The organism is Kribbella caucasensis (assembly GCF_004361855.1).
Taxonomy (GTDB): Bacteria; Actinomycetota; Actinomycetes; order Propionibacteriales; family Kribbellaceae; genus Kribbella; species Kribbella caucasensis.
In genome coordinates this window covers 230272-250550 of sequence record NZ_SNWQ01000014.1, presented here as the reverse complement: position 1 = coordinate 250550, position 20279 = coordinate 230272, and the positions used below count along the sequence as shown (strand labels likewise).

Below are 20279 nucleotides of genomic sequence, written 5' to 3'. Positions count from 1 at the left end.
CAGCTCGGTTGGGGCCGGGTTAGTGCCCGCCGTCGTTGGCGGCTGGGCGGATGATGAGTTTGTTCGTGTGGTCCTCGGCATAGCAGTGCGCTACGCCGGAGCGGCCGTCTGAGGTGCTGACGGTGATGGTGGCGAGATAGGGAACCACGATGCCTCGCTCGGTGATGCCGTCGAAGGTGTCCGATTCCTGGCTGCGGGTGCCGATGCGACGCAGTTCGACGTTGATCGTGAGCTCGCCGATCCGCTGCTCGGTGACGAGATCGACGAGTGGGGCCGTACCGCCGGCTGTCCGGCCGGGCAGGTGCAGGAAGCCTTCTGCCTCCTGGGGGTTGACACCGTCATCGATCACGACGTCGTACCGCACGTTCGGTCGATCCTGGCTCAGCGCCACCTGGCCGTTGGGAAACCCTTCCAGGACGCAGATCGCGGACTCGAAGTCGGAGTCCCCATAGATCGCCGCAGCCGGGTTGGTGGTCATCACGTCAAACGTGATGACCTCAGAGGTGCAGTCGTCGTCGTTGGCCAGAACCGTGTACCCGGGTACGGTCACGGGCCCGACGTCCACGCGGTAGTCGGTCGTGGTCACCGTTCCGGTGGTCCAGCTGTTCCCGCTTCGCTCCTGGAGCTCCTCCGTGACAGGCTCTGCCAGCGAAGTGCGGACTGCTTCGACCGACGCGAGGCCCAGCGGTTCCTGCGTGTCGAAGTCGTGGAGCAAGACTTCAGCTGTGAACGAGCCGTTTCCGGCGAACACCGCCGTACCGCCGTAGCCCTCCGAGACCATGTTGTAATCCGGAGTCTCGACAAACATGTACGACCCCGAAGTGCCGTCCAAGGTGGTCGACGATGCTCCGAAGAAGACGTAATCACCCTGTGCCGTCTCGAACACACAAGAGACCGAGGTGATCGTGTTGAGGATCCGAGTAGGCGAATCCGCACTCGCTGCCGGTGCGGCGATCAGCCCAGAGGCCAGCAAACCGAACCCACACAGCAAAGGCCGTACTTTCATTGTGCTCCCGTCCCATGGACCTAGACGGGGGAAGGAGCGACCCGAATGCCCGGGCCGTCAGACCCGGGACCCCCCCACTCGACCCCCCGAGGTGGCAGCTTCCTTACCGAGTTGGTGGAAGCCGTGGCGGGATCTTACGTTCTGCATCGCGATCGAGAAAGTGGCTTTACCTGGCGATAGAAGGCCTGGCATCGCGGAACCGGCTGACGCTTGCCGTCCGGGCGACGCGGATCTACGTTCGATGAAGCGTCGGTAAGCGAACGCGACGTGCGTGGCGTTGCTGACAAGGGGAGCGGTGTTGACGGGCAACCTGTGGCAACCGGGTGGTGGCCAAGGTGCTGGGGTGTTCTGCTCAGTGAACTGAGGCACAGCCGGGGATCCTCGCGTCGGGGCGGTGTCCCCGCAGCCTCGCGGAGCCAATCGGGGAAGGGTGGCGCCATGAAGCGATTCGTCTGGTTCGGGTGCTCGTTGTCGATCGTCGGCCTACTGCTCGGGGGCCTGCCGGCCGGCGCGGCGACGACGACGGGAACCGCGTTGAACATGGAGGTCGTGGGTCACCACGATCTCGGCAACCGCGGCTACAACGCCGACGTCTGGGTCCACGATGGGCACGCCTACGTCGGCAGCTGGGGCTTCCAGGACTGGTCCGGAGGTGGCGAGAATCGGTTCTGTCCGGACGACGCGCACGCCGGCATCGTCGTACTGGACACTCGGGTGCCTTCCGATCCGAGGCCGGTCGCCAAACTCCAGCAGCCCACCGGCACGACCGCCGAGGACGTCGTCGTCCTCACCGCGCGGTACGGCGCGTTCGGCGGTCGCGACATCGCTGTCTCCGGGATTCAGACGTGTGGGAGTTCCAGGTACGACGTGTCGCTCTTCCGCGGCCTCGTGGTGTGGGACGTGACGAACCCGGCCAGTCCGGTGGAGATCGGGCGGCTCCATACAGGCTGTTGCACCCGTGGCATCCACGAACTCGAGGTTCAGCACCGTGCCGACCTCAACCGGACCTTCGTCTATGCCAGCGTGCCGGCCAGCGAGTACCCGGACTCGGCATCACCGACCGGCATGCGTGACCAGTCCGGCCGCGGAGACTTCCGGTTGATCGAGATCACCGATCCGGCCCAGCCGGTCGAGATCTCCGACTGGGGAGTCGTGCATGACCTGGGCGGACCGCCCGCCGCCGGTCAAGGGTGCGACCCGGACCCGATCTTCGGCCACTCGGTCGAGCCGTCGGCCGACGGCAGGCTCGCCTTCGTGTCGTACTGGGACAGCGGTTTCGTCGCCCTCGACCTGGTCAACCCGGCCCGTCCGACGTTCCGTGGAACCACGCGCTATCCGGCGAACGCCGACGGCGACGGGCACTCGTCGCAGTACGACGAAACGCGGCGGCTGCTGTTCACCGCCGACGAGGACTTCTGCAAGACGTCGGGCGCAGGCATCGAGAAGGGCTTCGGCTACCTGCGGGTATACGACTACAGCGACCTCGGAAGGCCCCGGCAGATCAGCCAGTACAAGACTCCGAACTCGTCCGGCCCGCGGGACATCGGTGCGGGCGACTACTCCATCCACAACCCGTTCCTGGTCGGTACCGATGTGTACGCGTCGTGGTACAGCGACGGGGTGCGCGTCATCGACGCGAGTGACCCGACGGCGCCGCGGGAGGTGGCGTACTTCGTGCCGCCCAGCGCCAACAACCCGGTCAGCCCGTCCCAACGCGGAGTCCTCACCAATGCCACGCAGGTCTGGGGCGTGGTCGTCGACGACGCGACGGACCTGGTTTATATCAGCGACATGAACTCCGGCCTCTGGATCCTCCGCCGGATCTGAGCCGCTGGTGACCTGCGGCGGCGGACGTCGGACATCCCGGGCCGCTCTGACACGACCGCGGCTACAGCATGGCGATTAGGGTAGGCTCACCTGCATGATTGTCTGCCATTGCGAGGTCGTCAGCGACCGGGAGGTCGTCGAGAGCATCGACGGCGGCGCTCGCACGCTCGCGCAGGTGTGCGGGGCGACCGGGGCGGGGCGGAATTGTGGCGGCTGCGTCTTCTCGTTGAAGCGGTTGTTATGCCAGCATGGGAGGTCGGTCTCGGCAACCTCGTTCACGGAGGTGGCAGGTGCAACCGGTTAACCCACGCGTCGTCGTACTGCTCAACGAGGCGCTGACACTCGAGCTGACGGTGATCAACGGGTACTTCCTGGAGGCCAGGATGCTCGACAACTGGGGATTCGGCCGGCTGGGCAAGGCCTTCTACGACCTGTCCATCGACGAGATGAACGACGCCGACGCGTTGATCAGCCGCATCCTGTTGTTCGACGGTCACCCGAACCTGCAGAAGCTCGGTGCTGTGACGGTCGGCGAGGACGCCAAGGAGATGCTCCGGCTGGGGGTCGAGAGCGAGCACTCCGCTGTGGCGCAGTTCAACGCGGCCGCGAAGGAGTGCCACGACCTCGGTGACCACGGCACCGCCGCGGTGTTCGAGGAGATGGTCCGCGACGAGGAGAAACACGCGGACTGGTTCGAGAGCCAGCTCGACGCGATCGAGCGGGTCGGCGCCCAGCAGTACCTCGCCCAGCAGATCGAGCCGGGGAAGTAATCCGGCTGAACCGCGTGCCGGCGCCAGTTCTTGTGCAAGTACTGCTGGTGGTAGCAATGCCGTGGCGGGGCCGTGCACGGACAGCAGCTACTGCATCAACGTGTGTTGCCCACGGAGCAGGTGCCGATGTGGGCAGCTTCCTTACCCCACTGGGCAGAAGCCGTCAGCACGTCACATGAAGCACGGCGTGGACCTCATGCCGGTCGAGGCCCTCGATCAGGCGGCAGGCCTGCTCTGTCGGTAGGGCGGCGAGGTCCACACTCCGACGACCGGCCTCCTCGATGACCTCGGGCATGATCGGCAGCGAGCCATAGGCGCCGGTGCCGATGATCAGCCGGCTTCCGCCCCAGGGCAGTTCCTCGTCGGCCGACAGAGGCGTGTGCCCGAATTCAGCGCGGTACGGCTTCGAGACCTTCTTCTTCCGTTTCCGCACCTCGCCGCCATCGATGACGATGTCATGCTTGTACTCCAGCCCATCAACCTCGATGGATCCGAACCCGAGTAGTCGCACGTCCATCCCAATGCCTCCACGTGCGTCATCTACAGCCGCACCAGTGCTGCGCGATCCCTCATCCACGTTCCCACGCGGGTACGCACGCGTCCAGTGGGCCGGCCGATCACCCCCGGTGGCGGCCCCTCCTGTGTCAGTTGGGGGACCGTGGGTGGCGTCGGGGACGTCCGAATTGTTCAAGCCTCGGGGTGGGTGCGAGGCCTACGTTCTCTCCTAAGAACGACAAGGGTCTCTTCCGGCCCTACCCAGCAGAGCGCACTACGCCTTCGAAGGTCCCGATGACAATGAGGTCGAGTTGTTCAGCCCCCCAAGTGAGGAGGAGGTCCCTGTGAAGATCGGTATCGGATTGCCGGCTGCGATCCCCGGCGCGGACGTGCGCACGCTGGGCCAATGGGCCGCCGACAGCGAACGCGCCGGATTCGACTCCCTCGGCGTGTTCGACCGGCTGGTCTACGACAACTTGGAACCACTGACCGCCCTCGCGGCAGCCGCGGCGCGCACGTCCGAGGTGGAGCTCGTCACCACAGTGCTGAACGTCGGCTGGCGCAACAACCCCATCCTCCTGGCCAAGCAACTGGCCTCGGTCGAGCAACTGTCCGGCGGCCGCCTCACCGCGGGGCTCGGCCTGGGTGGCTGGCCGGATGACTACACCGCCAGCCATGCTTCCCGAGACGCGATGGCCACGCTGTGGGAGTCGACGCTGGAAACGTTCCGGCACGCGTGGTCGGGCAAGCTGAGCGCCCAGGGCGGGGCGATGACCCAGCTTCCTGACGACCGACCCGCACTCCTCTTCGGCGGACTGGTGCCAGCCGCCTACCGCCGAGCCGCCACCCACGGCCAGGGCTGGGTAGCCCCGCTGTTCGGCCTGCCAGTCCTCAAGCAGGGCGTACTCGCCGTACACAAGGCCTGGCAGAAGGCAGGCAAGTCCGGCCGGCCCCGCGTCCTCACCGGCCGCTACTTCGCCCTCGGCAAGGAAGCCGACTCCATCGCCGACCACTACGTGCACCACTACTACGGCGATGCGTACTTCGACGTCGCCCGCGCCGATACGCTCACCAGCCCTGATGAACTGCGCGAGCATCTCACCGCGTTGCGCGATGCCGGGACGACCGACGTGGTGCTCTACCCGACCTCCGCAGGGCTGGAGCAGGTCAGCCTGCTGGCTGAGGCGCTCGACACCGCAGGGCTACGTCCCGCCCGGGCGAGTGCTTCGAGGGTGGGCAGACACAACAAGGGCGCCACGTGGAGGTGACGCCCTTGTCATCAGCTCCGCTCAGGCCGGGAAGGGTACTCCGGTGTTGCTGTGACACCTGTAGCCGTTGGGGTTCTTGTGCAGGTACTGCTGGTGGTAGCCCTCGGCGTAGTAGAACGTCGTGGCCGGGGCGATCTCGGTGGTGATGTCGTCGTAGCCGCGGTCCGCGATCACCGGGGCGTACAGGGACTTGGTGCGCTCGGCCTCGGCGCGCTGTTCGTCGGTGGTGTAGTAGACCGCCGAGCGGTACTGCGAACCCAAGTCATTGCCCTGCCGCATCCCCTGCGTCGGGTCGTGGGTCTCCCAGAAGACCTTCAGCAGATCGGTGAACGTGGTCTTGGTCGGGTCGTACACGATCCGGACCGCCTCGGTGTGACCCGTGCGGCCGGTGCAGACCTCTTCGTACGACGGGTTCGGGGTGTACCCGCCTGCGTACCCGACGGCGGTGGTGTAGACCCCGGGCTGCTGCCAGAAGATCTCCTCGGTACCCCAGAAACACCCTGTGCCGAACCACACCTCGGCGTACCCCTCGGGCGCGGGCGCGGTCTGCGGCGTACCGAGCACGATGTTCTCGGCCGGTACGGCGAATCCGGGCTCGGCGCGGCCGGGCAGGGCGGCGGCGGGCTCGACCAGGGCTGTGTTGCGGTTGAAGAACGACATCTCACGCCTCTCGCAGAGTGACTCTCATAGTCTCCCAACGCTTCCGCCGAGGCGAACCTTCCCCCGGACGATTACGGCGCGTTGACGTCACGCGATCAGGGTGGCCGTACGCCGGAGCGGCGGTCCCTCGGTGAGCTGCCCGTACGACGCCGCGAGCCGCGGTACTGCGTCACGGAGCGTGTCCGGATCCAACGTGAACGGCAGGCGCATGAACCCCTCCAGCGCGGCGTCGGGCGAGAACCGCGAACCGGCCACCAGCAGTACGCCGTTCCGCTGGGCGACGCCGACCAGACTGGAACCCACAGCGGCGGGCAACTCGCACCACAACGACAAACCGCCGCTCGGTACTTCGAACCGCCACGTCGGCAAGTGTTCGCGGAGAGCCTCGATGAGCACGTCCCGGCGTTCGCGCAGATCGGATCGGCGGTCGGGGAGGATCGTCGCGCGGTCGCGGAGCAGTCGGGCGACGACGAGTTGCTCGAGCACCGGGGCGCCCAGATCGAGCGAGGCGCGCGCGTCGAGGACCCGCGCGACCAGCGACTCGGGCAGCCGGAGCCAGCCGATCCGCAGCCCGCCCCAGAACGACTTGCTCACCGAGCCGACCGTGATCACGCCGGCCGGGTCGAACAGGGCGAACGGCGGTGGCATCTCCTGTCCCTCCAGCGACAACTCGAACAGCGTCTCGTCGACGATCGCCGTGGTCCGGCTGCGGGCGAACGCGGTCGCGAGCCGTTGCCGGTCCGCGGCCGACATCAACCGACCGGTCGGGTTCTGGAAATCCGCCACCAGCCAGGCCGCTCGCGGCGAAGTCTGCCGAATCGTTGCCTCCAGCAATGGCATGTCCCAGTCGCCCGGACCCATCGGGACGGCGACCACGCGGGCGCCACTGCGGCGGATCGAGTCGACCGAGTTCGGGTGTGTCGGGCTCTCGGTCAGCACCCGGTCGCCGATCTGCGTCATCGCCCGGATCGCGATCGAGGTCGCCGCCAGCGCTCCCGCGGTCACGACGATCTGATCCGGTGACGTCGGCAGCCCGCGCGCCTCGTACGACGCGGCGACCTCCTCACGCAGTACGGGCAAACCCTGCGGGTGATACCCGGGCGTCGCGAGGTGGAACGGCAGATCCTCGAGCGCCTCGGCAACCGCCGTACTGATTCCCGGTACTGCGGTCGGCGCGGCGCAGGTGAAGTCGGAGAGCCCGTCCGTGTCGATCCCGGGAGCGTGGTGGCGGCCGAGTTCCGGCTCGACCTTCGTCGGGAGCGCGGTGATGCTGCCCGAACCACGCTTGCTGGTCAGGTACCCGCGATCCCGCAACTCCCGGTACGCCGAGGCGACCGTGGTCCGGCTGACCCCGAGCGCGTCGGTCAGTTCACGCTCACTCGGCAGCCGCGCGCCCGGCGAGATCCGCCCGTCCGCGATCAGCAACCGCAACCGCTCGGCCAGCAACCGGTAGGCGGGGCCACTCGCGTCGGCCCAGCCGCCAAGCAGGCCGGTCAGCGTGCTCGCAGGAACATGTCGCCCGATCATGCAGTCCACTATCCCGCAACTGGCTATCGATCACCAGGCCAATGGCACTCAAACTGGACTCTGTGACCGCCACCCACAACTCGGCCGCTGCCGGCCCGACGGGCGCTGACCCGACCACAACCGAGTCGACCGCTCCCGCCCCTCGTACGTTGGCCGCGCTCAACCCGATCGAGCAACTCCGGGCCGGTCAGCTCCCACGCCGGCTCGTTCAGCTGTACGTCGGGCTCGTGCTGTACGGCGCCTCGATGGGCCTGATGATCGAGAGCAACCTCGGCCTGGACCCGTGGGACGTCCTGCACTCAGGCATCATCAACCACGTGCCGCTCAGCTTCGGCACGGTCGTGATCGTGATGAGCTTCGTGGTGCTGTTGGCCTGGATCCCGCTGCGCCAATGGCCCGGTCTCGGCACCATCAGCAACGCCATCATCATCGGCCTGGCCACCGACCTGACCCTGTCGGTGCTCACCACGCCGGACGACCTCTGGGTGCGGATCGTCTTCATCGCCGCCGGCATCGTGGTCAACGCCCTGGCCGGCGCCCTCTACATCGGCGCCCAGTTCGGCCCGGGCCCGCGGGACGGGTTGATGACCGGCCTGGTTCGCCGTACGGGTCTCAGCGTCCGCCTGGTCCGCACCACCATCGAGATCACCGTCCTCGCCATCGGCTGGCTCCTGGGCGGCGTCGTCGGCTTCGGCACAGTCGCCTACGCCCTCGCTATCGGCCCTCTGGTCCACGTCCTCCTCCCGATCTTCACCGTCCAACTTCCAAACCGAAAGTAAGAAGGAGAGCCGAGCTACAGCCGGGTCCAGACCATCGGTCGCGAGGTCTGCAGATCCGGTGTGCTGGCCTGGCTGCCGACAACGAATCTGCCGTCGTCACTGATGGCGCTGGCTGTTGCATGCCCGAGCGTGGGATTGGGCAGCCACTCGAACTGCCCGCGATGCCAGAGGAACGACTGGTTGTCCGCGGTACCCAGGACCCGGCCCTCGCGGTCGATTCCGTGCGCCATCACGGACATCGCGCCTTTGATGAAACCGATCACCGTGAGCTCGTCTGGAGACCACACGAAGGGACTGTTCGAGGTGTGCCCCATCACCTCGCCTCGGCTGTTGATCGCAGCGGCCCTGCCTTCGAGGTCGCTCAGCCGGCGGATCTGGCCGTTCTCCCAGATCACCGGGACGGTGTTCATGCCGTCCACGCTCGCTTCGCCGACGATCCGGCCCTCGTTGTCGACGTCGTACGCATGCGAGCGCTGATAGACACCCCGGACCAGGGTGCCGAGATCGGTCGCCTCGCCCGCCTTCCAGACGAAAGCATGCGTCACCCTCGCAGGTTCGGTGTCGCTGAAACCGACCACCCAGCCGTCGTCGTTGATCGCGGTAGGGACGAACCCCTGTGGCACACCCAGTGTGGACAGGTCGACCATCCGGCCATCCCTCCAGATGAACGGGCGCCTTTCGCCCATCCTGCCTGGTCGCGTCTCGCTCCATCCGACGACGACGCCATGCCGATTCAGGCCGCACGGTGTGCTATCCCAACCGCCGAGGGTGCCCAGGTCGGTGATCCGGCCGTCCTGCCACAGGACCGCATGACTGATGCCACCATCCTCGGTGTCACTGCGCCCGATCACCGTTCCGTCGTCATTGACCGCCACCGCCGAGCCATGTTGCCCACCAGGTAGCAGTTCGAGATCGGTGAGACGCCATCCGTCCCGCTCTTCTTCTCGGCGGCCGGCGCGGCCACCCAGCGCGTCCATACCTTCGAGGGTAGCCAAGGCATAGAACCCGCCAGCGGTCCAACATCCCGCCAGCGGCTACCGCGACCCCCGCCTGCTCAGGACTGGTGGGCGCGGTTCATCAGGTGTGCTCCATGCGGCGCATTGGACCTGCTCTGAGGACCTGGTGGTCCGTGTCGAGCAGTTCCATACGGGCGTGCCGGAGATCAAGTTCGCCCTTCCACATGAAGATGGCCACGCCGTCCACCACGTTGTCCTTGAGCACCCGGTCGCCCGTAGTGTCGGTGAGCCGGGCGGCCACGGCGGATGGGTCGGCTACCCAGCCACCGACTACCGCCCTCTCCTTGGGGCCCCCAGGACCCCACCCTCCGTAGGTCATCCACACGTCCTGGGGATCGATGGGGCGGGCGCTGCCCATGAAGCCGCCCGATGGTTGCCATCCCCCTTCGTGCCGACAGAGGCCGACGAGGGCACACCTCTGGGTGCCGTCTCGGTCCACAAAGCTGACCGCGAACGCGGCGTCTTTACCTGAGTACTTTTCTCGCACGATGTCGATCGAATCCTCGATCGGGCGGTAGTCAGCCAGCAGCACCGCACGGACCACGTCGTGAGGGTTGGCATTCTGCGTCATGCGGCGACCTCCGTAGTCAGGCTTCGTATTCGTCGGGCAGGCGCATCGCCGGTCCGCCGACCTGCAGTCCGAGTGGGACCGCGCGTCCCTTCGGCTCTTCCCACTCCTCTTGGCGACCGAGGGCGGTGAGGTCGAGGTAGTTGTATCCGTTGTGGAACTCTTCGATGCCGCGGCCGTACGTGGAGTAGGTCTGGAAGACCTCCCCACCGACCCGAAGGAACGCACTGATGCCCGGCAACTCTTCGCCGCGCATACTTTCGATCCATGGTGTTCCAGCCTCGGCGAGCTTGGCTTCGGTGCGGAAGTAAAGCAGCACCGGCGCGACCCGGTCGTCGAGGGTGGCGTGGAAGTCGTAGTTGAAGTCACTGCCGTACGAGGAGTACCAGGGGAACGTCCAGCCCATCCGCTCCCGGAACGCGGCGAGCTTCTCGTACGGCGCACGCGACACGGCCACGAGCGTGGTGTTGCGCACGTGCAGCTGCCGCAGCCTTCCGATCCCGTCGGCTGCGGAGGAGCAGCTCGAACAGCCCACGTCCCAATCCGGGCCGAACATGAAGTGGTGCATCACCAGCTGCGGCCGGCCCTCGAACAGGTCGAGCAGGCTCACCGTCCCGTCCGGGCCCTCGAACCTGTACGGCTTGTCCATGCGGACCATCGGCAGCCGGCGACGGTCGGCATTGACCCGGTCACGGGCCCGGGTCAGTTCCTTCTCCTTGATCAGCAGTTCCTTGCGAGCGGCGAGCCACTCCTCGCGCAACACCACGTCGGGCAGGTTCTCCATCGCCGTCATGATCGGTTCCCTTCGTCGCTTCTACTCCATCATGACCGGATGTCGGAGCCGGTTCGGCGTTCTTGACATGTGCCTTGCGCTGTTGAGAAAGCGAGATCCCGGACCGCCTGGTCCGGGACCTCGCATCGCAGGACCCTCTTCCCCGTGGCCCGGGACCGTGCGACGGTCATCGAGCTGTTCGCCTCGCCAGAGGTGGGCACCTCTATAGGTGGCCCTCGACCGCGTGACGAGCTCGAGCGCGCGTGCCTGAGGTGCCCAGGCGGCGCCCTGGCCTCTTCGTGGTCGATCTCGACGGAGCGATGATCGGCATGGTCACGCTCGACCGGCGCGACGCAGAGACCGAGCGAATCGTCGCTCACTTCGCGACGGTGACCCCGACGTCTGACAGGGGCGCACGTGACCGGTCGCCCACTCATCGGCATGACCGCGCGAATCGGGGGCAGATGCGGATGCTTGATCGCATGCGGCCAGCACCGGTATCGACATTCGCTCAATGGTTCACGACGATGACTTGATCGCCAAGTGAGCCGAGGAGTGATCCGTGGAGAACATCGTCGGGATTGTCGTTGGCTTCGCTCTGACCACGGTCGTTGGCGGCTGGTGGGCAGCGCGGTTGCAGGAACGCTCTTGGGCGAGGCAGAACGATGTTCAGCTGCGACAGGCGGAGCAAGAGCGAGCTGGCGCGGCCTGCCAAGATCTGATGTCTCTCCTGGACCGGCGCCTCTACCGAATGCAGCGTCTGCTCTGGGCTGCTGCCACAGATCGAGGCGCGTCACTCGATCTGGACGAGATCGAGCGACGGCGGAAGGAATATGTGGAAGTTCTGTTCGCATGGAACGACCGTCTGAACACGAACCTGTCCTTGATAGGCAGCCACTTTGGCGACGAGGCGAGGGTGTACCTTGATCGACTCTACGAGGACTTCAAGCGTGTCGGGCAGGACGTAGAGGCAGTTGTGCGTGAAGCTCGGGCGGGCGAGGAGACCACTCGAACCGCCAGTGACATCGAGCGGAAGTTCGAGGGTCGCGAGATAGGCTCCCTGAATGATCGGGTCTACCAGTTCGGTCTGATGCTCATGGGCCAGCTCCGTGACGGTCGTGTCGGTCAAAACGCGCCAAACGTGTCAGCGCCAAGGCGGCCGCTCGCCCCTGCGCCCCGGTGACACCAGCATGCGCCCTCTGCGGCGTATGCGTGCAGTGCGGCTGGGGACACACAACCTGTAACGGCGCCCGTCCCGTGCAAGGCGGTTTCACGCTCATTGGCTGGTGACAACTGACGTTATGTAAGAGAGCGAGGTCCCGGACCATCTGGTCCGGGACCTCGTATCGCAGGACCCCTCTGCCTGCGGATCGGGGGTGCAGCCGGAGATCAGCTGCGTGGAGGGGAGATCAGTGAACGGTCTCCAGCTCGCGTTCCTCCGGGGCGGGGGAGGGCTTGATCTTCAGCTTGCGGGGCCACCAGGCGCGGTGGCCGAGCAGCGCGGTCACGCTGGGCACCAGGAAGATCGACATCACGAACGCGGAGATCGCGATCCCGGTCGCGACCGAGAAGCCCATCTCGGTCAGCAGTGCCATCCCGGCCAGCATCAGCGACGAGAACGTACCCGCCAGGATCAGCCCGGCCGCGGCGACCGACGGGCCGCCGTGCTCGATCGCCAGGTCGGCCGCCGTTCGCGGATCCGTGCCCTGTTCGGCCTCCTCGCGGAGTCTGGCGATCATCAGGATGTTGTAGTCGGTGCCGATGGCAACCACGAACAGGTACAGCATGATCGGGAGCGAGAACGTCACCCCCGCGTGCCCGGCCGCGCCCTGGAACACCAGCACGGTCGCGCCCGTGGTGCTGAAGAAGCTGAGCACCACCGCGATCATCAGCACCAGCGGCGCCAGCAGGCTCCGCAGCAGCAGCGCCAGGATCACCGCGATCAGTCCACCCGCGACCGGGAAGATGACCGACAGGTCGCGGCTGTTCGCGTCCCGGATGTCCGTGTAGCTGGCGGTCACGCCACCGAGCAGCGCGGTCGTCCCGGCCGGCGCGTCGGCATGCGCCGCATCCTTGAGCTTGCCGTCGACGAGATCCAGCGAGGAGGTCGCGTACGGCGGGTCGTCCAGCACCACGTTGATCTGCGCGACCGACTTGTCCGGGTTGAGCAGCGCGAGTGATCCGTCGGCGCCGGCCGGGAGCACCGCCCCGACGCCTTCCACCTTCGCCAGCTTCCCGGCGTACTCCTGGAGCTCGGCCGGGTCGAGCGGCGTACCGTCCGTGCTCTTCACATAGACGGTGGTCGGGTTGAGTGCGCCGGCCGGGAAGCCGGCCTGGAGGTCCTTGATCGCGCGGGACGACTCGGTGTCGGCCGGGAGCTGGCTGAAGGCGTCGTAGTCGACCTTCATCCCGAGGGCGCCGAGCGCGAGCGCGACCATGACGCCGCCGGAGATCGTCGCGACCACGGCCGGGCGCCGGGCGGTGAACTGGCCGAACCGCCGGAACATCGCGCCCTTCGGCGTCTTCTTCCACGACTTCGACGGCCAGAACACCTTCGGGCCGAGCAGCGACACCACGGCCGGGACCAGCGTGATCGCCGCGAACGCCATCACCGCGACGGCGATCGCGAGACCCGGGCCGAGGCTCTTGAAGCCGCCGAACACGGCCAGCAGCAACGCGCTGAACGCGACCACGATCGCACCGGCCGCGGACACGATCACCTCGGCGACCCGGCCGGTCGCGGTGATCAGGGCCTGCTTCGGATCCTCGCCCGCCCGGAGCCGTTCGCGGTACCGGAACAGCAGGAAGAGGATGTAGTCGGTGCCGACGCCGTAGAGCACCACGGTCAGGATGGTCTGCAGGTCCTGTGTCACCTGCAGGTCGAACGCCTTCGCCGCCAGGGCGATCAGGCCGGGCGCGATCGCGCTGACCAGGCCGACGGTGACCATCGGGAGGAACGCGGCGACCGGGCTGCGGTAGATGAACAGCAGCAACCCGATGATCAGTACGACGGTGGCGATACCGACCACCACGAAGGCGTTCTCGAACGCGTCCTGATTGTCCAGGAACAGCGCGGCATCACCGGTCACGCCGTACTCGAGGCCGCTGTCGCTGAGAGCCGGGCCGGTCACATCGCGGACCTTCTGGACCGCGTCGAGGACGGCCTGGTCGTCGGGCAGCCCCTTCAGGCCGACGCTGACCAGTTGCACCTGCTTGTTCGGCGAGAGTGCCTGCGGACCGCTGATCGCGCCGGTCACCCGGTCGATCTTGGCGTCGGTGATCTTCGTCGCCAGTTCGGTCACCTTGGCCTGGTCGGCCGCGGTCAGCTCACCGCCGGCGCCGCGTTTGACCACGATGCTCGCAGTTGCGTCGTTGGTCTGCCCGAACGCGTCGGCGGCCAGTTTCTGCGCCTGCACCGATTCGTACGAGTCGGGCAGGAAGCTCGCCTGGTCCTTGTTGGTGACGTCGGCCAGCGTGGGCGCGAACGCGACCACGGCGATCGCCGCGATCACCCAGGCGGCGATCACCTTCCAGGGGTTGTGGACGACGAATCGCCCGAGCCGTGTGAACACGAAACCCTCCTGATCGAACTGTCTACCTGCCGGTCGGTCGGTAGACTACCTGCCGGACGGTAGGTATGAAAAGTGAGAAAGTGGTGGCATGCAGCACGAGACCAGGGCCCGGGACACGAAGGCCGAGATCCATCGGGCTGCACTCGAGCTGTTCTCGGTGCAGGGATACGAGAAGACGAGCCTGCGCGAGATCGCCGAACAGGTGGGCATCACCAAGGCGTCGCTGTACTACCACTACTCGTCGAAACAGGACCTGCTGAGAGCGATCATCGGCACCTTCTTCGACGACATCAACCGAGTTCTCGAGCTGGTCGACACGCTGCCGTGGTCGGCCGAGACCGAGCGCGAGCTGCTCGCGGCGTACCTGGATGTGGTGATCAAGCACCGCGACACCGGGCCGACCCTGCTGCGCGACATCGCGGCCGTGCTGGCCGCTTTCGGTGACGATCTGGACGACCTGATCAGGCGTAGCCGCAGCTTCCAGGTCTGGCTGGCCGGCCCGGATCCGAGCCCCCGCGATCGGGTGCTGTCCGCCGCAGCGGTCGAGGTGATCGGTGCGGCCCTGTCAGCCGGTATGGACCCGAGCGAGCTGAGCGACGCGGACCTGCGAGACCACCTCCTCGACGCCGCCACGGCCATCCTCGCCCTCCGCCAGCGGCACCCCACCACCAGCCCTTGAACTGCAGAACCTGTCATGCGCCCCACCATCGTCGTCCGGCCAGACACCCAGCTGACACGCCCCTGACACGACGCCGACGACGACGTACCGGAACCGCCGGCCCGGCCCACTGACCCGCTGTCGTCCAGTTCCGCCCAGGACGCTAAAACGCCGCCGAGGGGAAGTCCCTCGGCGGCGTCTTCAGGTGTTCGGCTGGTCAGCCGCCAATCTTCGGGCCCTTGGGCTCGGGCTTGGTGAGGTTGGGACGGGCCTGTGCGCCTTGGTTGTCCTGCCCCTGACCGGCGGCCTGGGCCGGCCTGGTCTCGCCGGCACGCTCTCCGACACCACTGAAAGCGACCCTGGCCAGATTGCTGGCTTCCTGCGCCGACATCTGGGTGCCCGTCATCTGCTGGCGCCGCTCGTTGATGAACGTCGCCAGGTTGCCGGCGGCGTTGTTCAGCTGGTCTGGCGTCTGTGCGCTGGCGATCTCGGTCAGGTGCTGGTTGATCCGCAGGTTGTCCGGCAGGCTGAGATCCGGGCCCTTGAGCGCCGGGTCCATCCGACGCTCGGCGATCCCCGCGAAGGTTGCACTCGCCTTGGCCGCGGCATTGCTGATCTGGTTGTTGAACCAGCGCCCAGCCCGGCCGGCAGCTTCGCGACCGGCCTCGACCGCCTGCCGCCCCGCCGCGACGGCCTGGTTTCCGACGTTGACGGCCGTCTGCCGCCCGGTCTCGACCGCCTGGCGACCCGTCTCAACGGCCTGCTGCCCGAAGTTGACGGCGGCGTCCCGCCCCGTCTGGACGGCCTGCCGCCCGGCGTCGACCGCCTGCCGTCCGGCATCCATGGCCTGGTTTCCGAGGTTGACGGCTGCCTGGCGCCCGGCGTTCACGCCTTCCGCTGCGCGGGTGGCCACATCGGCAGCCGTGTTCTTGGCCCAATTGACCCCGCCGGTCACGCCGTCGCGGGCGTTCTTGACCAGCTCCGCCACCCGGGCGCTCAGCTGGGTGCCCCGGTTCGAGGCGTTCTCCCGGACGGCGCCGGCGCGCTGCGCGGTGTTCTGACCGAACTGGGTGGTGGCGTCCCGGACCTGGCCGGCGCGGGCGGCCACGTTCTGACCGAACTGGGTGGCCCGGTCCGTAGCCGACTGGCCCAACATCCGGGCGCCGACAGCGAGCTGCTGGGCGTAGTCGCTCAGTCCTTCGATCGAAGCGCGGGTGAACGCGACCGAACGCTCGATGGCGTTGTGCACCGGCGCGAGAATCTCGTGGGTGCGGATCGAGCGCATCAACGCCTGCTGCTCACTGGTGTTGAGATCGGCGAAAACCTTCGCGGCGGCCTGGACGTCGCCCGGCGTCCACGAGCGGGCCGGCCCTTCGCTGGGTGTGCTCACAAAAACTCCTAGTCGATGTAGACGGCGTAGTTGACACCCACAGCCGGAGTCAGCGGGTCTCTCGTCGGCTTGTTGCTGAACAGGTGGATCTGCGCGCCCGGACGGACCCAGACGGCGAGGTGCCGCCGGTCGACGCCCGCACCGGGAGCCCACTCGTCGATGAAGGTCTCGCTGCTGTCGTCGCCGATGTAGTCGGGCTCGCCCCAGTGCTTGCGGGCCAGCGCGAGGTGGTCGGGCCAGTGCGTGTCCAGCCCGTCCTCGGCCTCGGCGATGTCGTCGGGCCCGATCTGGTACGCCGACCAGCCGCTGTTGCGGCAGTCGGAGAACGCGAGCCCGTTGAAGACGACCATCGTCGTACCGCGGCGGGTGGTGAATCCCCAGGACGCGGAGACGTCGTCGATCTTCTCGCCCGGCTCCAGCGGCCAGGGCGTCCAGCCGGTCGAGTTCATCACGCGGTTCACCAGCGCGGTCACCACGGCCGGGCCGGTGTCGTCAGTGTCAGGCCCTGCAACTTTGGTCCAGTCCGCTACTTCGGCGAAGTCGGCCATCGCGAGGTCGTCCTCGTCGAGCGGCCTGTCCTGCGTCTTCATCCGGGCTTGTTCCCTTCCGTCCGTGAGTCAAGCCATCCTGCGCAACGCTAGGACCTGGTCAGGGTCATCCGCGGCCCGCCCTTGGTCCGGTCTCTTGGGTGGTCTGCTGCTGTTGGCTGTGTCCGGTGCCGGCCTGGGCCTGGGTCACTGCCGCCCCAACGGCCTCTGGGGAGACCTTCCGGAGAGGTGGAACCCCGTTCTGCGCGGCGCGGGCGGCCTGGGCGGCCTGGGCTTCGGCTGGGGTTTGGGCCTTCACATCAGCCCCGCTCGACGCACCTGGTGCGAGCGCATCACCCACCTCAACGGGCTGGTTCACGACCTTCTGGTCTTCGGCGGCCTGGCTCGCAACAGGCTCGCCGGTGGCCTGCTCGCTGACGATTGGGTGTTTGCCGACGTCGTGGTTCGCCGCCGGCTCGCCGGCTGTTTGCTCGGGCTCGGCGGCTGTTCGCTCGGGTCCGGCGGTGGACTGATCGCGCACGATGGGGTGTATGCCGGTGGGCTCGTACGCAGCGGGGCTGACCTGCCGGCTGGCGACTTGGTTATCTCGGCCGGTGTAGCCCGGGCTGTTCCAGGCCTCGGTCGTTCGGGGGTCCGCTTCGGGGTTCTGCCGGGCGGCTGTGAAGGCCTGGGCGGCTTGCCGTGCGGCGTTTGTCGTCGCGCTCCACGCCGTCTGGGCCCAGCGCGAGACCGTTCCCGCGGCCTGCCCGATCCGTTGCGCGATGGTCGGCGGGCCCGCCTGAGGAGCCGCGCCGGGCCCGGCCTGCGCCTGACCCGGGACCGGTGCCGCCTGTCCTTGCGCCTGTGCAGGTACGGCCTGGCCGTGCGCCGGTGCCGGTACCGCCTGGCCTTGCGCCTGTGCGGGTGACTGTGCCGGAGCCTGTGCCGGCGCCTGACCTGCTGCTTGGCCTGGTGTCTGGGCGGGTGCCTGGCCTTGGACCTGCCCCGGGGCGGCGGCGTTCTGGTGGAGTTCGGGGCGGATGACCTGGTCCATCCGGGTCTCGATCCGATTCTGCAGGGCCGCCCTGGTGACCCCTTCCCGGCTGATCCGCTGCAAGGCGGCCGGATCCATCCGTTTCAGGGACTGCTCCGCCAGGGCGTACCCGGCCCTCAGGGTCGCCCTACCCTGCCGGACGTTGCTCCAGCGGGAGTAGCGGTTGGCCACCATCTTTATGGGGTTCCGGGTCGTCTGCGCGGACGGTGCGGCCGCTTGCACCCGCCCCGCAACGATGGAGTCGAGGGCCTGGGCGTACGCAACCTGCCTGCTGTTCCCGTACTCCGCCTCGAGGTGTGCGGTGGAGAGCACCTGCAGGTCGCCCGGCGTCAGGTCCGCGCGGCCGATCCGCTCGAGGAAGTCCTTGTCCATCCGCCTGGCGTCGCTGTAGGCCCGCGCATAGGCGCCCTTGACCATCGATCTGCCGCGGCGAGTGTGGTGCCAGTTCGAGACGGCTGTGGTCAGGCGGCGAATCGGGTTCCGCTCCGGGCCCGCGTTCGGAGTACTCATCGGCGCTCCTAGTCGAGGTAGACCGCGTAGTTGACCCCGACGGCCGTGCTCAGCGGGTCCTTGCTCGGCTTGGTGCTGTACAGGTGGTACTGCGCCCCCGGCCGCAACCAGACGGCAAGATGCCGCCGACCCGCTCCGGCGCCCTGCGCCCAGTCGTCGGCGAACGTCGGGCTGCTGTCGTCACCGACGTAGTCAGGCTGGCCCCAGTGCGTGATCGCCAGCGCGAGGTGGTCCGGCCAGTGCGCGTCCAGCCCCGCTTCGGCGGCCGCGATGTCGTCCGGCCCGAGCTCGTACGCCGACCAGCCGCTCTCCGTGACATCGGGGAACGCCAGGCCGGGGAAGACGACCATCGTCGTACCGCGCCGCGTGGTGAACCCCCAGGACACCATCTCGGGGCCGATCACCTCACCCTGCTGCAGCGGCCACGGCTGCCAATCGGTCGAGTTCATCACCCGCCCGACCAGCGCCCGGACCACCGCCGGCCCCGACTCGTCGTCATCCGGCCCCGCGATCGGAGTCCAGTCGCCGATCTCGCCGAGATCGGCCATCGCCAGGTCGTCCTGGTCCAGCGGCCTGTCCTGCGTCTTCATCCGCGCCGTGTCCTCTCCCTCGACCAGGTCAGCACCGATAACCGTACGTGTCCTCAGGTGCACCGCACTCGCTTTATCCACAAGCAGGCGTGGGCGGGTGAGATGTGAATAGGACCACGCCGTAGGCTGGTTCGGTGAACTACGACCACCAGTACGGCTTCGAGACGCTCGCCATTCACGCCGGGAACGAGCCCGACCCGACCACAGGTGCGGTGGTGCCCCCGATTTATGCCACCAGCACCTACAAGCAGGACGGCGTCGGCGGGCTGCGGAACGGGTACGAGTACTCCCGCTCGGCCAACCCGACCAGAACCGCGCTGGAGGAGTGCCTGGCCGCGATCGAGGCGGGCAAGCGTGGTTTCGCGTTCGCCAGCGGCCTGGCCGCCGAGGACACGCTGATCCGGTCCGTGTGCGTGCCGGGTGACCACGTGGTGTTCCCGGACGACGCGTACGGCGGCACGTTCCGGCTGTTCTCGAAGGTGCTGGGCAACTGGGGCGTCGAGATGACCCCGGCCGCGGTCACACATCCGGACGCGATCCGGGCCGCGATCCGCCCGGGCAAGACCAAGGTGGTCTGGCTGGAGACGCCGACCAACCCGCTGCTCAACGTCGCCGACATCGCGATCATCGCGCAGCTCGCGCATGACGCCGGCGCCCTGCTCGTGGTCGACAACACCTTCGCCTCGCCGTATCTGCAGCAGCCGCTGGAGCTTGGCGCGGACGTCGTCGTGCACTCGACCACGAAGTACATGGGTGGGCACTCGGACGTCGTCGGCGGCGCGCTGATCGTGCGCGACCAGGAGCTGGCCGACAAGATCGCCTTCCACCAGAACGCGATCGGCGCGGTCGCCGGGCCGTTCGACTCCTGGCTGGTGCTGCGCGGGATCAAGACCCTCGGCGTCCGGATGGACCGGCACAGCGACAACGCCGAGAAGGTGGTCGAGTTCCTGCAGCGGCACCAGTCCGTCACCTCGGTGCTCTACCCGGGGATCGACGGTCACCCCGGTCACGAGACCGCGGCCAAGCAGATGAAGCGGTACGGCGGGATCGTCTCGTTCCGGGTGACCGGTGGCGAGGAGCACGCGATCGACATCTGCAACAAGGCCGACGTGTTCACCCTGGGCGAGTCACTCGGCGGCGTCGAGTCGCTGATCGAGCACCCGGGCAAGATGACGCACGCCTCGGTCGCGGGCACGCCGCTCGAAGTACCGGCCGACCTGATCCGGCTCAGCGTCGGCATCGAGACGATCGACGACCTGCTCGCCGACCTCGACCGCGCGATGGCGTGAT

Annotated in this window: 20 protein-coding genes; 8 read left to right on the top strand and 12 right to left on the bottom strand. The window is 67.6% G+C overall.

What is annotated here, in order from left to right; genetic code table 11:
* Window positions 1-19: 19 nt before the first annotated feature.
* On the bottom strand, window positions 20-1006 hold the full coding sequence (locus EV643_RS27475; protein WP_133803038.1) for a hypothetical protein: 987 nt from the start codon (window positions 1004-1006) through the stop codon (window positions 20-22).
* A gap of 438 nt (window positions 1007-1444) precedes the next feature.
* Here EV643_RS27475 and EV643_RS27470 point away from each other — a divergent pair, with 438 nt between their 5' ends.
* From EV643_RS27470 to bfr, 3 genes are all read left to right on the top strand, one after another.
* Window positions 1445-2833 carry an LVIVD repeat-containing protein gene (locus EV643_RS27470; protein WP_133803037.1) on the top strand — a complete coding sequence of 463 codons (1389 nt, stop codon included), beginning with the start codon at window positions 1445-1447 and terminating at the stop codon, window positions 2831-2833.
* Window positions 2834-2927: 94 nt separating this feature from the next.
* Window positions 2928-3137 carry a (2Fe-2S)-binding protein gene (locus tag EV643_RS27465; protein WP_133803036.1) on the top strand — a complete coding sequence of 70 codons (210 nt, stop codon included), beginning with the start codon at window positions 2928-2930 and terminating at the stop codon, window positions 3135-3137.
* A complete protein-coding gene (bfr, locus tag EV643_RS27460; protein ID WP_133803035.1) occupies window positions 3124-3603 on the top strand; it encodes a bacterioferritin in 480 nt (159 codons plus the stop codon). The genes EV643_RS27465 and bfr overlap by 14 nt, the downstream gene beginning before the upstream one ends.
* A gap of 163 nt (window positions 3604-3766) precedes the next feature.
* Here the strand turns inward: bfr and EV643_RS27455 are convergent, their stop codons facing one another.
* The gene (locus EV643_RS27455; RefSeq protein WP_133803034.1) at window positions 3767-4120 is read right to left on the bottom strand and encodes an MTH938/NDUFAF3 family protein; all 354 of its coding nucleotides are present in this window, start codon (window positions 4118-4120) and stop codon (window positions 3767-3769) included.
* 322 nt (window positions 4121-4442) lie between these two features.
* On the opposite strand from EV643_RS27455, the gene EV643_RS27450 reads away from it, so the two are divergent.
* Complete coding sequence (locus EV643_RS27450) at window positions 4443-5366, top strand: LLM class flavin-dependent oxidoreductase (RefSeq protein ID WP_166665598.1); 924 nt, start codon at window positions 4443-4445, stop codon at window positions 5364-5366.
* Between the two features lie 21 nt (window positions 5367-5387).
* Here EV643_RS27450 and msrA read toward each other — a convergent pair whose 3' ends face one another.
* Both msrA and yczR read right to left on the bottom strand, forming a co-directional pair.
* On the bottom strand, window positions 5388-6026 hold the full coding sequence (gene msrA, locus EV643_RS27445) for a peptide-methionine (S)-S-oxide reductase MsrA (protein WP_133803032.1): 639 nt from the start codon (window positions 6024-6026) through the stop codon (window positions 5388-5390).
* An 87-nt stretch (window positions 6027-6113) separates the two neighbouring features.
* A complete protein-coding gene (yczR, locus tag EV643_RS27440) occupies window positions 6114-7553 on the bottom strand; it encodes a MocR-like transcription factor YczR (protein ID WP_133803031.1) in 1440 nt (479 codons plus the stop codon).
* 149 nt (window positions 7554-7702) lie between these two features.
* On the opposite strand from yczR, the gene yczE reads away from it, so the two are divergent.
* A complete protein-coding gene (yczE, locus tag EV643_RS27435; RefSeq protein WP_133803062.1) occupies window positions 7703-8332 on the top strand; it encodes a membrane protein YczE in 630 nt (209 codons plus the stop codon).
* A gap of 14 nt (window positions 8333-8346) precedes the next feature.
* Here the strand turns inward: yczE and EV643_RS27430 are convergent, their stop codons facing one another.
* From EV643_RS27430 to EV643_RS27420, 3 genes are all read right to left on the bottom strand, one after another.
* Window positions 8347-9309 carry a hypothetical protein gene (locus tag EV643_RS27430; protein WP_133803030.1) on the bottom strand — a complete coding sequence of 321 codons (963 nt, stop codon included), beginning with the start codon at window positions 9307-9309 and terminating at the stop codon, window positions 8347-8349.
* A gap of 100 nt (window positions 9310-9409) precedes the next feature.
* The gene (locus EV643_RS27425; protein ID WP_133803029.1) at window positions 9410-9919 is read right to left on the bottom strand and encodes a hypothetical protein; all 510 of its coding nucleotides are present in this window, start codon (window positions 9917-9919) and stop codon (window positions 9410-9412) included.
* Between the two features lie 16 nt (window positions 9920-9935).
* Entirely contained in the window at window positions 9936-10709 is a 774-nt protein-coding gene (locus EV643_RS27420) for a DUF899 domain-containing protein (RefSeq protein WP_133803028.1), read from the bottom strand.
* A gap of 541 nt (window positions 10710-11250) precedes the next feature.
* Here EV643_RS27420 and EV643_RS27410 point away from each other — a divergent pair.
* Window positions 11251-11871: a hypothetical protein gene (locus EV643_RS27410; protein ID WP_133803027.1), complete on the top strand. Its 621-nt coding sequence runs from the start codon at window positions 11251-11253 to the stop codon at window positions 11869-11871.
* A 226-nt stretch (window positions 11872-12097) separates the two neighbouring features.
* Here EV643_RS27410 and EV643_RS27405 read toward each other — a convergent pair whose 3' ends face one another.
* On the bottom strand, window positions 12098-14260 hold the full coding sequence (locus tag EV643_RS27405; RefSeq protein WP_133803026.1) for an MMPL family transporter: 2163 nt from the start codon (window positions 14258-14260) through the stop codon (window positions 12098-12100).
* A gap of 88 nt (window positions 14261-14348) precedes the next feature.
* Between EV643_RS27405 and EV643_RS27400 the strand changes: the two genes are divergently transcribed.
* Complete coding sequence (locus EV643_RS27400) at window positions 14349-14939, top strand: TetR/AcrR family transcriptional regulator (protein ID WP_133803025.1); 591 nt, start codon at window positions 14349-14351, stop codon at window positions 14937-14939.
* 196 nt (window positions 14940-15135) lie between these two features.
* On the opposite strand, the gene EV643_RS27395 is transcribed toward EV643_RS27400, so the two are convergent.
* From EV643_RS27395 to EV643_RS27380, 4 genes are all read right to left on the bottom strand, one after another.
* The gene (locus EV643_RS27395; RefSeq protein WP_133803024.1) at window positions 15136-16308 is read right to left on the bottom strand and encodes a hypothetical protein; all 1173 of its coding nucleotides are present in this window, start codon (window positions 16306-16308) and stop codon (window positions 15136-15138) included.
* An 8-nt stretch (window positions 16309-16316) separates the two neighbouring features.
* Window positions 16317-16898 (bottom strand): hypothetical protein, encoded by a 582-nt coding sequence (locus EV643_RS27390; RefSeq protein WP_133803023.1) that lies wholly within the window; start codon window positions 16896-16898, stop codon window positions 16317-16319.
* A gap of 64 nt (window positions 16899-16962) precedes the next feature.
* Entirely contained in the window at window positions 16963-18399 is a 1437-nt protein-coding gene (locus tag EV643_RS27385; RefSeq protein WP_133803022.1) for a hypothetical protein, read from the bottom strand.
* Between the two features lie 8 nt (window positions 18400-18407).
* Window positions 18408-18989: a hypothetical protein gene (locus EV643_RS27380; protein WP_133803021.1), complete on the bottom strand. Its 582-nt coding sequence runs from the start codon at window positions 18987-18989 to the stop codon at window positions 18408-18410.
* Window positions 18990-19123: 134 nt separating this feature from the next.
* On the opposite strand from EV643_RS27380, the gene EV643_RS27375 reads away from it, so the two are divergent.
* Window positions 19124-20278 carry a cystathionine gamma-synthase gene (locus EV643_RS27375; protein WP_133803020.1) on the top strand — a complete coding sequence of 385 codons (1155 nt, stop codon included), beginning with the start codon at window positions 19124-19126 and terminating at the stop codon, window positions 20276-20278.
* Window position 20279: the final 1 nt, after the last annotated feature.

What these genes read in the sequence shown, in the direction of transcription:
- EV643_RS27475 (WP_133803038.1), bottom strand. Translation starts at nt 1,006, where the DNA reads ATGAAAGTACGGCCTTTGCTGTGTGGGTTCGGTTTGCTGGCCTCTGGG.
- EV643_RS27390 (WP_133803023.1), bottom strand. Translation starts at nt 16,898, where the DNA reads ATGAAGACGCAGGACAGGCCGCTCGACGAGGACGACCTCGCGATGGCC.
- EV643_RS27425 (WP_133803029.1), bottom strand. Translation starts at nt 9,919, where the DNA reads ATGACGCAGAATGCCAACCCTCACGACGTGGTCCGTGCGGTGCTGCTG.
- EV643_RS27380 (WP_133803021.1), bottom strand. Translation starts at nt 18,989, where the DNA reads ATGAAGACGCAGGACAGGCCGCTGGACCAGGACGACCTGGCGATGGCC.
- EV643_RS27385 (WP_133803022.1), bottom strand. Translation starts at nt 18,399, where the DNA reads ATGAGTACTCCGAACGCGGGCCCGGAGCGGAACCCGATTCGCCGCCTG.
- yczR (WP_133803031.1), bottom strand. Translation starts at nt 7,553, where the DNA reads ATGATCGGGCGACATGTTCCTGCGAGCACGCTGACCGGCCTGCTTGGC.
- EV643_RS27430 (WP_133803030.1), bottom strand. Translation starts at nt 9,309, where the DNA reads ATGGACGCGCTGGGTGGCCGCGCCGGCCGCCGAGAAGAAGAGCGGGAC.
- EV643_RS27420 (WP_133803028.1), bottom strand. Translation starts at nt 10,709, where the DNA reads ATGACGGCGATGGAGAACCTGCCCGACGTGGTGTTGCGCGAGGAGTGG.
- EV643_RS27470 (WP_133803037.1), top strand. Translation starts at nt 1,445, where the DNA reads ATGAAGCGATTCGTCTGGTTCGGGTGCTCGTTGTCGATCGTCGGCCTA.
- EV643_RS27400 (WP_133803025.1), top strand. Translation starts at nt 14,349, where the DNA reads ATGCAGCACGAGACCAGGGCCCGGGACACGAAGGCCGAGATCCATCGG.
- EV643_RS27455 (WP_133803034.1), bottom strand. Translation starts at nt 4,120, where the DNA reads ATGGACGTGCGACTACTCGGGTTCGGATCCATCGAGGTTGATGGGCTG.
- msrA (WP_133803032.1), bottom strand. Translation starts at nt 6,026, where the DNA reads ATGTCGTTCTTCAACCGCAACACAGCCCTGGTCGAGCCCGCCGCCGCC.
- EV643_RS27465 (WP_133803036.1), top strand. Translation starts at nt 2,928, where the DNA reads ATGATTGTCTGCCATTGCGAGGTCGTCAGCGACCGGGAGGTCGTCGAG.